10 protein-coding genes are annotated in these 14392 nt (G+C 34.9%); 5 read left to right on the forward strand and 5 right to left on the reverse strand.

The genetic code is table 11. The features are described 5' to 3' along the window. Window position 1: 1 nt before the first annotated feature. The 5 genes from plsY (at window position 2) to C1Y58_RS23990 (ending at window position 6180) form a co-directional block, all read left to right on the forward strand. On the forward strand, window positions 2-631 hold the full coding sequence (gene plsY / locus C1Y58_RS23970; protein WP_105619586.1) for a glycerol-3-phosphate 1-O-acyltransferase PlsY: 630 nt from the start codon (window positions 2-4) through the stop codon (window positions 629-631). 2 nt (window positions 632-633) lie between these two features. Further along, a complete protein-coding gene (locus tag C1Y58_RS23975) occupies window positions 634-1674 on the forward strand; it encodes an NAD(P)H-dependent glycerol-3-phosphate dehydrogenase (RefSeq protein ID WP_105619588.1) in 1041 nt (346 codons plus the stop codon). A 140-nt stretch (window positions 1675-1814) separates the two neighbouring features. Beyond that, window positions 1815-3362, forward strand: coding sequence for a hypothetical protein (locus tag C1Y58_RS23980; RefSeq protein WP_105619590.1), 1548 nt, complete (start codon window positions 1815-1817; stop codon window positions 3360-3362). 55 nt (window positions 3363-3417) lie between these two features. Beyond that, on the forward strand, window positions 3418-4755 hold the full coding sequence (locus C1Y58_RS23985) for an effector binding domain-containing protein (RefSeq protein WP_157950267.1): 1338 nt from the start codon (window positions 3418-3420) through the stop codon (window positions 4753-4755). Window positions 4756-4941: 186 nt separating this feature from the next. Next, window positions 4942-6180: an LCP family protein gene (locus tag C1Y58_RS23990; RefSeq protein ID WP_105619593.1), complete on the forward strand. Its 1239-nt coding sequence runs from the start codon at window positions 4942-4944 to the stop codon at window positions 6178-6180. 60 nt (window positions 6181-6240) lie between these two features. Here the strand turns inward: C1Y58_RS23990 and glgA are convergent, their stop codons facing one another. From glgA to glgB, 5 genes are read right to left on the reverse strand one after another with little or no spacing between them, the layout of a single operon-like run. Beyond that, on the reverse strand, window positions 6241-7638 hold the full coding sequence (gene glgA, locus C1Y58_RS23995) for a glycogen synthase GlgA (protein ID WP_105619595.1): 1398 nt from the start codon (window positions 7636-7638) through the stop codon (window positions 6241-6243). Between the two features lie 16 nt (window positions 7639-7654). Next, on the reverse strand, window positions 7655-8773 hold the full coding sequence (gene glgD / locus C1Y58_RS24000) for a glucose-1-phosphate adenylyltransferase subunit GlgD (protein ID WP_105619596.1): 1119 nt from the start codon (window positions 8771-8773) through the stop codon (window positions 7655-7657). A gap of 37 nt (window positions 8774-8810) precedes the next feature. Then, entirely contained in the window at window positions 8811-9935 is a 1125-nt protein-coding gene (locus C1Y58_RS24005) for a glucose-1-phosphate adenylyltransferase (protein ID WP_105619598.1), read from the reverse strand. Window positions 9936-9988: 53 nt separating this feature from the next. Further along, on the reverse strand, window positions 9989-12373 hold the full coding sequence (locus tag C1Y58_RS24010; protein WP_105619600.1) for a glycogen/starch/alpha-glucan phosphorylase: 2385 nt from the start codon (window positions 12371-12373) through the stop codon (window positions 9989-9991). Beyond that, window positions 12363-14246, reverse strand: coding sequence for a 1,4-alpha-glucan branching protein GlgB (gene glgB, locus C1Y58_RS24015; protein WP_105619602.1), 1884 nt, complete (start codon window positions 14244-14246; stop codon window positions 12363-12365). The genes C1Y58_RS24010 and glgB overlap by 11 nt, the downstream gene beginning before the upstream one ends. Window positions 14247-14392: the final 146 nt, after the last annotated feature.

Genomic DNA, 14392 nt, shown 5'->3' on the forward strand with positions numbered 1-14392 from the left:
TATGTTTAGACTTATAAGTTTAGGGATTGGGTATTTGTTTGGATGTTTACAAACTGCTTTCTTTTTAGGGAAAATAGCTAATAATATAGATATAAGAAATTTTGGTAGTGGTAATGCTGGAACGACAAATGTTATAAGGGTTTTAGGTTGGAAAGCTGGTATCATCACTTTCTTAGGCGATTTATTGAAAGCGGTTATTGCTGTAGTTGTTTGTAGGACATTGTTTCCAGATATGAGTTTATTGGCATCTTTATATGCTGGTATAGGAGTTATTATGGGACATAATTGGCCATTCTTCCTTAAGTTTAAAGGAGGAAAAGGAATAGCTGCTACTATTGGTACCATTTTAGCTGTTGACTGGGTTGTTGGTCTAATTGTCGCAGGTATTCTCATAGTGACTTTGCTAATAACCCGCTATGTATCATTAGGAGCTCTTTTATTAACAGCCAGTGTTCCGATTTTGTTTGCCATCTTCTATAATGGATATGCTAATTATTTTGAAATTGTCGGTATTGGGCTTCTTATAACGATTTTTGCATTTATAAGACATCGTGCTAACATTAAAAGATTATTATCTGGAACAGAATCTAAACTTGGTCAACGTTCAAAGAAAAAAGTAGGAGATGAATAATTATGAAGAACATAGCTATCATGGGTTCAGGTGGCTGGGGTATTGCTCTAGCAATCTTGCTACATAATAACGGTCACAACGTAACTATTTGGTCCTATAGTGAGAGTGAATGTAAGGATATAAATGAGAACCATAAGAATACAGAGTATCTTCCAGACATAGACATTCCAAAAGGCGTTAAAGCAACAAATGACTATGCTGCATTATTAACAGAAAGTGATATCATTGTTGTAGCTATACCATCAAGCTATTTAAGACAATCATTGGAATTGTTTAAGGATTTTATTCGCCCTGATCAAGAAATAATTAATGTAGCGAAAGGTCTTGAAAAAGAAACATTAAAAACTTTATCGCAAGTTATTGAAGAAATATTACCTAATAATCAAGTTGCAGTTTTATCTGGACCTAGTCATGCTGAAGAAGTAGCTCGTAAGATTCCAACTACATGTGCAGCTTCTTCGAAATCAAAAGCTGCAGCGGTTGTTGTACAAGATCTCTTTATGAGTGATTATTTTAGAGTGTATACGAATCCAGATTTAGTTGGTGTTGAGCTAGGTGGAGCACTTAAAAATGTTATTGCCTTAGCAGCTGGTGCTTCTGATGGACTAGGATACGGTGATAATACCAAAGCAGCTCTTATGACAAGAGGTATCGCTGAAATCTCTCGTCTAGGTATTGCAATGGGGGCAGATTTTCATACATTCAATGGTTTATCTGGAGTTGGAGATTTAATAGTAACTTGCACCAGCATGCACAGTAGGAATCGTCGTGCAGGAATCCTTCTTGGTAAAGGTAAGTCATTAGAGGAAACTCTGGATGAAGTCCATATGGTAGTTGAAGGTGTGCATACGGCTCAGGCTGCTTTAGCATTTGCTAAGGAATATAAGGTTGAAATGCCAATCGTTGAAAAGATAAATCAAGTCTTATTCGAGGGCAAAGATGCTCATACAGCCGTGAAAGAATTAATGCTTCGTCACAAGAAAGGTGAACACCTTTCCTATGATTTAATGACTGAAGAATTTATTGAATGGAAAATGAAATAGAATTTTAAAGTATAAAAGCTGGTTAAAAGACCAGCTTTTTTTGACCATTAAGCTTTATACTGGTATAATAGCTATGATTATACATAAAAAAGATAAGATTAAAAATATACTAAACTATATACGATAAAGGGGAGAAAATCATGTCCAGAATTAATGAAGAAGTAGTACTTAATTATTATTTGAATTTGATGGAAGATGATCAAGTTGAGTTTATGAAAGGAAAGCCACATGTAAAAAAAGAAGTTAGAAACTGTATTAATCAACTAAAGCAAGAAGAGCAGATACATAATCGTATTGGTGTCGCCAAAGAATTATGGAAAATACTCTTTGAAGCTGCCATGAGTTTTATTCATCCAGATAAGTCAGGATATGATGAATTATTTGATTATTTCGATAAATTTGTCGAATTTGAAGAGTTAATATTTGCTACAGATTCCTTTTACAGAGACCACACCTTACATTGTCTGTGGGTATATTTCTTAGGGGAATATATTTATAATAAAGATGAATTTTATAAGATTGTGAGAAAGGATAGAGATGAAACCAATCATTTTCTGCATTTGCTTGGTTACCTAATGAAAGATGAGGAAATTATAAAGAAAGTAGGTAAAGAAGGAAAAGAAACATTTGAAGCTCTAGAGAAATATATGAGTATGGAGCAAGCTGTTCATTGTATCACAGCGCTAACACATGATTTAGGATATCCTATTAAAAAGATAAATAGAATTAATTCATCTATAGGTAAAATACTACCAAATTTCTCTATTAAGTCATTCAGCGAGTTTGATTTTAAATACAATAATGAGCAAGTTCAATTCATTAAGACTTTTATCGATTTCATAGGAGATGATATACATACTAGCTTAAATTTCACAGATGAGGATGGCGGTCGTATAAGATATGATGTTAATCCAGATATGGATGATACGGAGGCAATCTTTTTAGCTAAAAAAGAACTACTTAAAGGTGATAGTCTCAAACACCTAGTCATTAAACATTCTCTTAAGCAGATACCAGCTCAAAGATTGAGATATTCCTGTGATTTTGAAAGTTATCAGCATGGCATTATGAGTGCCTATTTGCTGATGACAACACTTAGAACTTTTAAGACAATGAATTTTATACATGATAAAGATGACCAGATAATCATCGATATGAATCACTATGCTAACTTAGCTTCAAAACAAGATATTTTAAAGGCTATAAGCGATCATACAAGTGATGGTTTTAGAATACAAGATCTGTCCCATGTGTCGCAGTTTTTAACCTTTATAGATGAGTTGGAGGAGTTTTCCAGAATTTCTAGAGGCAATCAATATCGTCAGTACATTAATGAGTTTTGTCAGACAGATCTTTATATTAAAGATGATATCTTTCATATAGATTTTATTTTTGATAATGAAGAGATAGTAGGTCTTGATCCTGAAAGAGCATTTAAAGGAAAATGTAAAAGACTCTTATCACTATTCGATATTCCTCAATTAAGTGAAGACTTAAAGATACATTATCGTGTTTTAGGAAGACTTAAAAAGGACCAGAAGATCTATGAACTAATTATCAAAAATAAATTTGCAAAAATTATTATTGATGGTGAAGAACAAGCTATCCCACAGTATCTGAATTCACGAGACTTTCTAACAAGTGAAGAATATGCATTATTACGTGAAGATGAACAAATAATGCATTAGAATATGTCATCTTCTTTCCTCCAAATGCGTATTTATATATAAAGGGGGAATGGCGATGGAAGAAAAATATAGCGAAGTCCATTTAGTAACCCTACCTGATATGAATGTTGCCACCTATCAAGCGAAAAGTTTCTGCCCTGAAGATGATGCGATAGATTACATGCAAAATTGGTTTGAAAAGATGGGAATAGTCAAAGACAATAATACAAGAGCTTTTGGCTTTAACGTACCAGTATCGACTGAAGAGGGCACTCAGGGTATACGAGGCTATCAACTGATGGTGACGGTACCTCAAAATGTGAAAGCATCGGATGATGTTACCATAACAACTATAAAAAGTGATCAATATGCAGTTATGCGCATAAAAGATCCTTTCGAAGATCCTCTTCAAACAATACCATTAGGTTGGCAGATTCTTCAAAATTGGGTTCGTACAACAGAGTTTAGACCAAGTGAAGGTCATTATTCTCTTGAAGAAATAGTTACTCAAGGGGATACATCTTATATTGATCTTTATTATCCTGTAGTTAATGAGAATAATAGACAGGCTGGCAGGAGAAACAATCAACAAAACAATGGCCGGCAAAATAACAGTCAAGGTCGACAGAATACTGCGAGGAATAATCAGCAACCTGCACGGCAAAATGCTCAACAGGTTGGTATGCAATCTAATCAACAAATGAATAATAGGAATAATCAACAGGCTGGTATGCAACCACAACCTAGTCAACAGATGAATATGGGAAATCCCCAAGGAGGTATGCAACCGCAACCTAATCAACAGATGAACATGGGAAATCCCCAAGGAGGTATGCAACCGCAACCTAATCAACAAATGAATATGGGAAATCCCCAAGGAGGTATGCAACCGCAACCTAATCAACAGATGAACATGGGAAATCCCCAAGGAGGTATGCAACCGCAACCTAGTCAACAGATGAATATGGGAAATCCCCAAGTAGGTATGCAACCGCAACCTACACAACAAATGAACATGGGAAATCCTCAAGGAGGTATTCTACCAAATTTTCAAGCAAATTTGAGAAACTTTCTTTTTGGGAAGAGGGCTAATAACCAACCTCAAAGGAATATGAGAAATGAATTCCAAAGAGGGATGCCTGCAAATCCACAAAGGAGCATAAGTAATAATCCTCCAGGAATTTATCATCCTCCTCAGATGGATTTAAAAAATAATCCAATGGGTAGTTTACCACCAAATACTTCAATGAACATGAGGAACCATCCAATGAACGGTATGCATGGGTATCAGCCAGGAGGTATGCAGCATAATTATCAAGGTGGAGGAATGCCTAATAATAGACAGCCTAATAATCAAAGCAGAGAACTACCAGGTAGACGAAGCTTCTGGCCTTTTAATAGAACTAATAGGTAGCATACTAAGCATCTTCAATAGGCTCAACTTCATTTGAAAAATAAACATATGATATGTCATATGTTTATTTTTTTTACTCTTTTTACTCGATAATGCAAGTTTTTTATATTGTTAAAATATAGTAACTGATGTATAATATTCATTGTCGTTGGATTATAATCGTGAAATTCCTTTGGAGGTTATTGGATGAAGAAATTTGGAATTATATTTATAGTTATAGTTGCAGTTACATCGATTGCATTTATTTGGAGTCATCAAGAAAGTAATGAAAACCCACCTTCAAAACAACCCATTATTGTTGAGGAAAAAGTGGTTGAAGAAGAGGTTGTATACGAGCAGAATAACGATCCACTCTATATAACAGGAGCAATCATCGGGAAGGATGCCAGTGGAGGACTTACTGATGTTATGATGGTAGGGGTATTTAATACTGAAACATATAACATTGATGTATTTGCTATACCCAGAGACACGAAAATAACAGTTTCAGATGAATTACATAATAGAATTAATGAGGGACTATGGGCGCCTCAAACCATGAAATTAACAGATTTATACTGGCGTGTTAAGGGAGCAGGATTAGAAGATCCAATCTTGTATACCATAGATGCTATGGAACAGATAGTTGGTATTCCTATCGATCATTATGTCACCGTTGATACTGATTCTTTTGATCAAGTGATTGATGCTCTTGGAGGTATTGATTTATACGTTCCTATGGATATGAATTACGAAGATCCATTTCAAAACTTATACATCCATCTCAAAGAGGGTTATCAACATTTAAATGGTGCCCAAGCTGAGCAGTTGGTTAGGTATCGATCATCTTATAGTGATTTAGCACGTATAGAAATTCAGCAGTATCTGATACAAAGTTGTGCAGAAGCTCTTTTGAATATTAATAGCATAAAGCAGGTAGAGCAATTATTGCGTGTCGTCTATGATATAGTTGAAACAGATATAGGTATACTTGATGCCATCAGTTATTTGAAATATTATGAACATCTGGACTTGAACAGAATAGATTTTTATACGATACCTGGTATAACCGATAAAATAGATGGCATATGGTATTTTATATACACGGATGAAACAACGGTCTATGAATTTGTTCATCAAAGGTTAAGTGATGACAATAGTTTTGTTAGTGACAGCAAAGATAGTGTGATCACCATATTAAATGGTACTGGAAAAACAGGTTTAGCCACGAAGTACCGTGATATTCTAACAGAAAAAGGTTATCATATTGGTGGATTAGATAACTCAAACGGAAGTTTTCATCAAAAGACACAGATTATTGTTAAAGAAGAAGGTATGGGGTATGATTTAAGGAGTTATTTCACTTTATCAGAGGTAATAGTAGCTCCGGAGCAAATACCTGAGGGGTCTGATATTGTTATTATCCTTGGGGGATTAGAAGAGTAAATGGCATAATGAAACCACTCTTGTTGAAGAAGAGTGGTTTTTTAGTATGTCAACTTAGTTTTATGATAGTAGAGTATGATAAAGTTGGTTATATTGCACAGCTGATTGATGCCATGAGAAATCTTCATGAGTGGCATTGATAAAAAGTTGCCGCCAAGCATCCTTTTGGTTATATAGATAAACTGCATACTCTAAGGTAAATAGGAGATCATGAGCATTATAATTATCAAAACTTAATCCAGTACCCTCTAATGTTTCAGGGTTAAATGCTTTTACTGTATCCGCTAAACCACCTGTTTTTCTCACTAGAGGAATGCAGCCGTATTTCATAGCAATTAATTGAGCTAAGCCACATGGTTCAAAAAGTGATGGCATAAGTAAGATGTCTGAACCCCCATAGATTCTATTGGCTAAGTCAGTATCAAAGGTAATAAGAGCACGGCATTTTTTGGGATAGCGATATTCCATTTCTCTAAATAAGTTTTCATAATTATAATCACCGAGCCCTAGAATGACTAATTGTATGGGGAGATCCAGTATTTCATGTATAACATGGCGGACAAGATCCAGCCCTTTTTGCTCGACTAGGCGAGAAATAATAGCCACAATAGGGGTGTCTTTTTCTTCATTTAATCCGAGTTCTTTCTGAAGTTGATCTTTTAAATAGGCTTTTTCCTGCAAATCTTTACATGAAGAGAAGCGGTGATAATCTATACCGTTAAGTATACCTTTAAGTTTATTCTGAAGCGAGATTTCTTGAATAACACCTTCTAGTTCTTCGCCATAAAATGCATGCTGAATTTCATGGGCGTAGGTGGAACTAACTGTGGTAATATAGTCACTGTAATAAAGAGCAGCTTTTAGCAGATTTACATCCCCATGGAATTCAAAAGCATTATTACGATGGAAACTATAGGGTAATCCAAGTACATCCTCTAAATCATGTCCTGCACATCTTCCTTGATACTTTAGATTATGAATAGTGAAAACTGTCCTTATAGATTGATACTCTTGATAAAATTCTTTTAAATAGACTGGAACCAACGCTGTTTGCCAATCATGACAATGAAGTATATCAGGATAAAAGTCAATATAATTTAAACATTCTAGTACAGCCCTACTAAAAAATGCATAACGTTCTACCTCATCTCCATAGCCATAGATAAGTGGTCGATTAAAGTAATGTTCATTATCTATAAAATAAAATATAATGCCATTTTCATCTTCATAACTGAAGAGGCCGCAATACTGTTGCCGCCATGCAACTGGTACTTTGAAATGAGTTATATAGGTCATGTCTTTCATATATTTTTCGTCCATGTTCCCGTATTTTGGTAAGATTACCTGTACATCTGAACCAAGGTTTTTTAAAGCTTTAGGTAAGTCACCGATTACATCGCCTAAACCACCACTTTTTATATAAGGTGCCCCTTCTGAGGCTGCGAATAATACACGCATTGTACATTTTCCTCCTTTATCCGATGATACGACCTTTACCTATTACGATAGGAGCATCTTCGCGACCTTTTAAAACAATATGGTCTTTAATAGTAACATTTCTATCAATAATGACATTCTCTAAATGGACATGTCGCCCTATCTGACATCGATCCATGATGATACTTCTTTTGATCTGACTGTCGGATTGAACATGAACTTTTCTAAAGATGATACTTGAATTAATCTGTCCTTCGAGTAAACAACCACTGGCTATAAGAGAATTATTGACTTCACCTGTATACCCATAACGGGTTGGATGATTATCTTTTACATTTGTATGAATTTTATGCTCTTCATTGAAGATTTCTTTTTTAATAACAGGATTTAAGAAATCCATGCTGCATTTAAAGTATTGACTGACGGATGATATTTTGCAAAAATACCCCTTATATGGATAAGCTGATATTTTAAAACGTCCAGTATTGTATTGGAGTAGTTTCATGAGGTCCCAATTTAAATTATGACGATCACATTCCTCAATGAGTTTGAGCAATAGTTGGCGATTGATGATGAGCATATCTAAGAATACACCTTTATGATCTGTAGATGGGTCTTCTGAAATACCAGCAACCCAGCTATTAGATGCATCAAGATTAAGGTAAAGGTCATCTTTGGTAGAGCAAACATCCACCTCGGGGCTATAAATTAACGTAATATCTGCACCTTGTTGGCGATGTTCTTCAAGAACTTTATCGTAATCCACTTTACTAATAACATGACTACTTGAGATAATAATACTATTGCGACTAGTTTGCTCAAAAAACTCAATATTTGCATGAAAATCCATCAAGTTTATGGTTGGAAATTCATCGAAGAATAGATAATTAGCACCATGTAAAACAGATAACCCTTTATTCTTTCTATTTAAAGACCATTCCTGACCTGTTCCCAAATGCTCAACTAAAGATTTATAACGATGGTTGCCAATAACACCAATTTTTTTCATTCCTGTATTAACCATATTTGAAAGCGGAAAGTCAATCAATTTATATTTACCACCAATGGGTAGGGTATTAATGTTGCGGTATTTAGTTAATTCTTCTAGGATCAAATGATCCGGTTTATTTGTGATAACACCTAAGGCGTCAATCATTCTTTCAACCTCCTTTTAGACTTATTCAATAGACGTCTTATATATCTTTAAAAACAACTTCTAAGGCATTATTTTCATCATTACCTAACTTTTTATGTTCACTAATGGTTACATTTTCGCCAATAATGGTTTTATGTAATTGGGCTCCAGAACTTATATGACAATCATTAAGTATAATGGAATCTTTAACATAAGCGTCTTTTTCTATAATAACGTTATTTCCAATAATCGAATTACTTATATGACCTTTAATAATGGAACCATCACATATTAAACTATTGACAACCTTACCATTGCTAGTAATAAAATGAGGCTCAACATTTAAATTATTAGAATTTATCTTGAAGTCTTCATTATATAAATCCATTGGCGGCTGATCTTTCAATAAGTCCATATTAGCTTCGTAATAACTTTCAATAGTTCCTACATCACGCCAATAACCCTCATAACAATATGCAAACATGTTTTTACCTTCGCCTAAAAGCGTTGGCATGATGTTCTTACCAAAGTCGTTGGCGCTATTTTCATTGAAATGATCTCTTAGAAGAGCATCCTTTAGAAGAGACCAATTAAATACATAGATACCCATTGAAGCTTTGTTGCTGCTAGGATTATCAGGCTTTTCTTCAAATTCAACAATTTGATCTTGGTCATCAGTTATGAGAACTCCAAAACGATGAGCTTCTTCCCATGGAACTTCAATAACACTAATAGTTACATCAGCACCTTTGTCTTTATGAAAATTAATTAGTTTTGAATAATCCATTCTATAAATTTGATCCCCTGATATAATCAGTACGTATTCTGGGTCATAGAAATCTATATACTCAATATTTTGATACACTGCATCAGCAGTTCCTTTGTACCAATAACCACCTGCACGTGTTACATAAGGGGGGAGGATAGTTACTCCTGCATTCACAGCATCCAATGCCCAAGATGAACCTGTTCCTATATAGCTATTGAGTAATAGGGGCTTATACTGTGTTAAGACACCTACAGTATCCATACCTGAATAAAAACAGTTACTTAGGGCAAAATCAATAATTCTATATTTACCTCCAAAGGCAACAGCTGGTTTTGCAACATCTCGAGTTAATCCCCCGAGACGGCTACCTTGACCGCCAGCTAAAAGCATTGTTACACATTCTTTACCTTTCATCGAATCCTCCTTAATTCTACATAATAGTTTTTTATTCTTACTTTTGTAAGACATTAATCCATTTTGGTATGCCATATTCCTTTAGCATAGTCTGCAACAGTACGATCTGAAGAAAAAATTCCAGATCTTGCGATGTTGTTAATGACCATGGTGAGCCAACGCTGTTGATCTTGGTAACAATAATTAATAGCTTGTTGTGTATCCACATAGGAACTAAAGTCTTTTAAAACAAAGAACTCATCGTTATTACCAAGTATAGAGTCGTAAATGCTTTGTAATTCCAGTTTACAATTACTGAAGAAGCCGTTTGTAAGCTGACTCATAAGCTGTTTGAGGCGAACATCATTTTGGTAAACTTCATAAGGATTATAATCATCATTTTTGTAGTAATGGAGTACTTCCTTAGGACTTAATCCAAAGATGAAGATATTCTGATCACCCACTTGTTCACGAATCTCAATGTTAGCGCCATCAAGTGTTGCTAAGGTAAGTGCACCATTCATCATAAATTTCATATTTCCAGTTCCAGAGGCTTCTTTACTGGCTGTAGATATTTGCTCACTAATATCAGCAGCAGGGTAAATTTTTTCTGCAAGACCAACATTAAAGTTATCCAAGAATACGACCTTGATCTTATCCTGTAATAATGGTTCATTATTCACTTTACAAGCTACCTCATGAATCAGTTTGATTATAGCTTTAGCTAGTGCATACCCAGGTGCAGCCTTACCGGAAAATATAAAGGTCCTAGGGTGTATATCTAGATTTGGATTCTCCATTAACTGATTGTAAAGGTACATAATATGTAGTGCATTAAGCAGCTGACGTTTATAGGCATGGATGCGCTTTACTTGAATATCAAAAATAGAGTTTGGGTTAACATGTATACCAGTTTGCTCATGTATATAGTTTGCTAAAGCTTTTTTATTAAGCAGTTTTGCCTTTGCAACCTGTTGACGAAACTCTGAATCATACTGGTGGTTAAGCAGTCGGTTGAGATTTTGAGGTTCTTTTATCCAATTTGAACCTATTGTATCAGTTATGACAGAACTCAAAATAGGATTAGCTTGCAATAAGAAACGTCTATGATCCACACCGTTTGTTTTATTATTGAATTTATCAGGCATTGTACTGTAAAAGGACTTGAGAACGTGTCTTTTGAGTAGGACTGTATGAATCTTTGCAACACCATTAATAGAGTAGCTTCCTGTAACTGCAAGATTAGCCATGTTGACTTGATGATCTGCAATAATAGGTGGCGTATTGACATTGTGTCGATGGTGAATTTCCTCAATAATCATGTAAATACGGGGTAATAATTCTTTAAGCATATCTTTGGACCAGCATTCCATGGATTCTGGCATTATAGTATGATTTGTATAAGAGACCATCGTTGTTGTTTTAAGCCAGCTTTCTTCCCAACTTAGGTCTTCTTCGTCGATAAATAAGCGCATAAGTTCTGGTATAGCAAGAGAAGGATGGGTATCATTGATGTGGATACAAATCTTATCTTCAATACCAACTACAGAATTATTATTATATTTCTTATAATCCCGAAGTATGTTTTGAATACCAGAAGAGACAAAAAAGTATTCTTGTTTCAGTCTTAATAGTCGACCTTCTTGATTATTATCATTAGGATAGAGCACTTGACTGATAGCTTCTACATAAGACTGATATTTAACAGCTTCCAAAAAATCGCCTTGATTGAAAGATTCTAAATCAAAGCTTTCTAATGGTTCTGCATTCCATAATCGAAGTTTATTAACTTGTGACTCTTGGTTATAGCCTAATACAGGTATGTCATAGGGTACTGCTTTTACAACTTGGTAGTCCGTATGTTGAAAAGTTAAACGACCATTTTCTTCGAGTACATTAACCTTGCCATAGAATTTAACTTTTTCATAGTGACGTTCTTTCCTTAATTCAAAAGGGTAGTTATATTGGAGCCAGTGATCAGGTAATTCTATTTGATAACCATCAATAATCTTTTGAGTAAAAAGACCATGGCGATAGCGAATACCCATTCCAATAGCAGGAATTCCTTTGAAAGTCATTGAGGACATTAGACAGGCAGCTAAGCGTCCTAAACCACCATTGCCCAGCCCGGGTTCTGCTTCAAATTTTTCGATTTGCTCAAAATCAATCCCCATTTCCTCAAGCCCTTCTATGGTTAGATCAAGAAGTCCTAAGTCGATTAAATATTGACGCAACATCTTTCCGATGAGATATTCAATAGAGAAATAGAAGACCTGTTTATCTTGATGAACCCTTTGGTGGGATTTACTTTGAGCCCATTTAGCATTGATTTCATCCATAATAAGACGTGTTAACACATTATAATGATCATACACTTGTCCTTCTTCCATCTGGTCGCCAATTACTTTTGCATACAGATCCAGGTACAGCTGTTTAAAGTCATTAATACTAGTAATCATGTTTTGAAACCTCCTTAGGAATAGTTGAAAAATCCTTAGTTTGAAGTGGGGTTAGTTGAAAACAATAACAACTTAAAGGATTCATTTCCATAATAAAAATCTTAGAGATAACTTCCCATTGGCAGTCCTTTAGATCTTTCTCTGTAGTAAATAATAACTGGATATCATATTTATCAGGCAAATTCATCTCGTAATCTTTATATTGATTTTTTGAAAAATTGATGCAGATCAATAACTGATCAGTGAGTCCTTTGCGAAGAAAGGTATAACAACTTCGTTCCTTATCATCAACTTCAATCCATTGGAAACCTTCCCAACTGTGATCTATTTCCCATAGTGCAGGTTGAGATATATATAAATGATTCAGTTCTTTAACAAAATGATGAAATGCTTTATGTGTTGGATAATCTAAAAGGTGCCAATCCAGAGATTCACCGTACCTCCATTCAATGAACTGAGCAAATTCTCCACCCATAAAAAGTAGTTTTTTTCCTGGATGAAACATCATATAACAGTAGAGAAGCCGAAGATTGCTAAACTTCTCTTCGTAACCCCCTGGCATCTTATTAATTAACGATTTCTTTCCATGAACGACTTCATCGTGGGATAAAGAACATATAAAGTTTTCAGAAAACGCATAGTGCATAGAGAAAGTAATACGATGATGTTCTTCTTTTCGAAATTCAGGTGAAGTCTCCATGTAATGAAGGGTATCATTCATCCAACCCATATCCCACTTATAGTTGAAACCTAATCCATCATGATTCGTAGGGGATGTAACCAAAGGCCATGTCGTTGATTCTTCTGCCATCATTAATATTCCTGGAAAATCTCTAAAGATTATTTCATTCAATGAACGAAGGAAAGCAACAGCATGAATATTGCATATGTTGTCGTCAAGGAACTTGCAATCTAATGATGATGCATCTTGATAGTCAAAATCTTTATAGAGCATATTTGTTACACCGTCTACCCGCAAGCCATCTACATGAAATTGTTCCAACCAATAATAAGCATTTGATAGTAGAAAACTAACAACTTCTTTTCTAGAAAAATCAAAGTTAACAGTACCCCATTGTGGATGATCAATTACGCCATAGAGCCATGTGCCATCAAAGAGGTGCAACCCGTGTGCATCCTTACAGAAATGACCAGGAACCCAATCGATAAAAACGCCCACATTATTAAGGTGGCATTGATTAACAAAGTGCTTAAAGCCTTCTAAAGCACCGTATCGACCTGATAATGCAAAATAGCCTGTTTGTTGATAACCCCATGAGCCGTCAAAGGGATGTTCCATAATTGGAAGGAGCTCTATATGCGTATATCCCATTTCTTTGACATAAGGAATCAGCTCATTTGTTATGGCGTAAAAGTCTAGAAAGTCTTCTCCTTCAAGTTTCCATGAGCCTAAATGAACTTCGTAAATATTGATAGGTTGATTATAGGGTGCAGCTTCTTTCCTTTGATTAATCCATAACTGATCATCCCATTGGAATTTATTAAGACCATGAATGATAGACGCTGTTAAAGGTCTTTTTTCAGCTGAAAATCCAAAAGGGTCAGATTTATAGAGAATAGTGTTACCTGTAAAAATCTTATACTTGTATGGAGTGCCTACTTTTATATTCTCAAAAAATCCAATCCAGACACCAGTCGATCCAAGTTCTGTCAGAAAATGATTTTCACCTTTCCAACGGTTAAAATCACCAATGACTTCAATACGATCAGCATTTGGTGCCCATACTGCGAAGCGACAACCGACGATATCGCCTTTTTCATAGGGATGTGCACCTAAAATATAATAGCTTTTATAGGACTTGCCGTGATTAAAAAGGTATATGTCTTCCTCAAATTCTTGAAGATAATCCATAATGATACCTCCTTTCTCTTTGGATTGAGTAATAAGAGAAATCCCCTTACTAAATATATATAAAGGGAATATACAAAATATTAATCAAATCTATGAATAATTGGACAAGAATTTAGAATAAATATTTAGTATAGGTAAATTCATAC

It is taken from the genome of Vallitalea okinawensis (assembly GCF_002964605.1).
GTDB lineage: Bacteria > Bacillota > Clostridia > Lachnospirales > PQDH01 > Vallitalea_A > Vallitalea_A okinawensis.

Coding starts and splice junctions, on each gene's coding strand:
- plsY (WP_105619586.1), top strand. CDS start 2: ATGTTTAGACTTATAAGTTTAGGGATTGGGTATTTGTTTGGATGTTTA.
- C1Y58_RS23975 (WP_105619588.1), top strand. CDS start 634: ATGAAGAACATAGCTATCATGGGTTCAGGTGGCTGGGGTATTGCTCTA.
- C1Y58_RS23980 (WP_105619590.1), top strand. CDS start 1,815: ATGTCCAGAATTAATGAAGAAGTAGTACTTAATTATTATTTGAATTTG.
- C1Y58_RS23985 (WP_157950267.1), top strand. CDS start 3,418: ATGGAAGAAAAATATAGCGAAGTCCATTTAGTAACCCTACCTGATATG.
- C1Y58_RS23990 (WP_105619593.1), top strand. CDS start 4,942: ATGAAGAAATTTGGAATTATATTTATAGTTATAGTTGCAGTTACATCG.
- glgA (WP_105619595.1), bottom strand. CDS start 7,638: ATGCGTGTATTATTCGCAGCCTCAGAAGGGGCACCTTATATAAAAAGT.
- glgD (WP_105619596.1), bottom strand. CDS start 8,773: ATGATTGACGCCTTAGGTGTTATCACAAATAAACCGGATCATTTGATC.
- C1Y58_RS24005 (WP_105619598.1), bottom strand. CDS start 9,935: ATGAAAGGTAAAGAATGTGTAACAATGCTTTTAGCTGGCGGTCAAGGT.
- C1Y58_RS24010 (WP_105619600.1), bottom strand. CDS start 12,373: ATGATTACTAGTATTAATGACTTTAAACAGCTGTACCTGGATCTGTAT.
- glgB (WP_105619602.1), bottom strand. CDS start 14,246: ATGGATTATCTTCAAGAATTTGAGGAAGACATATACCTTTTTAATCAC.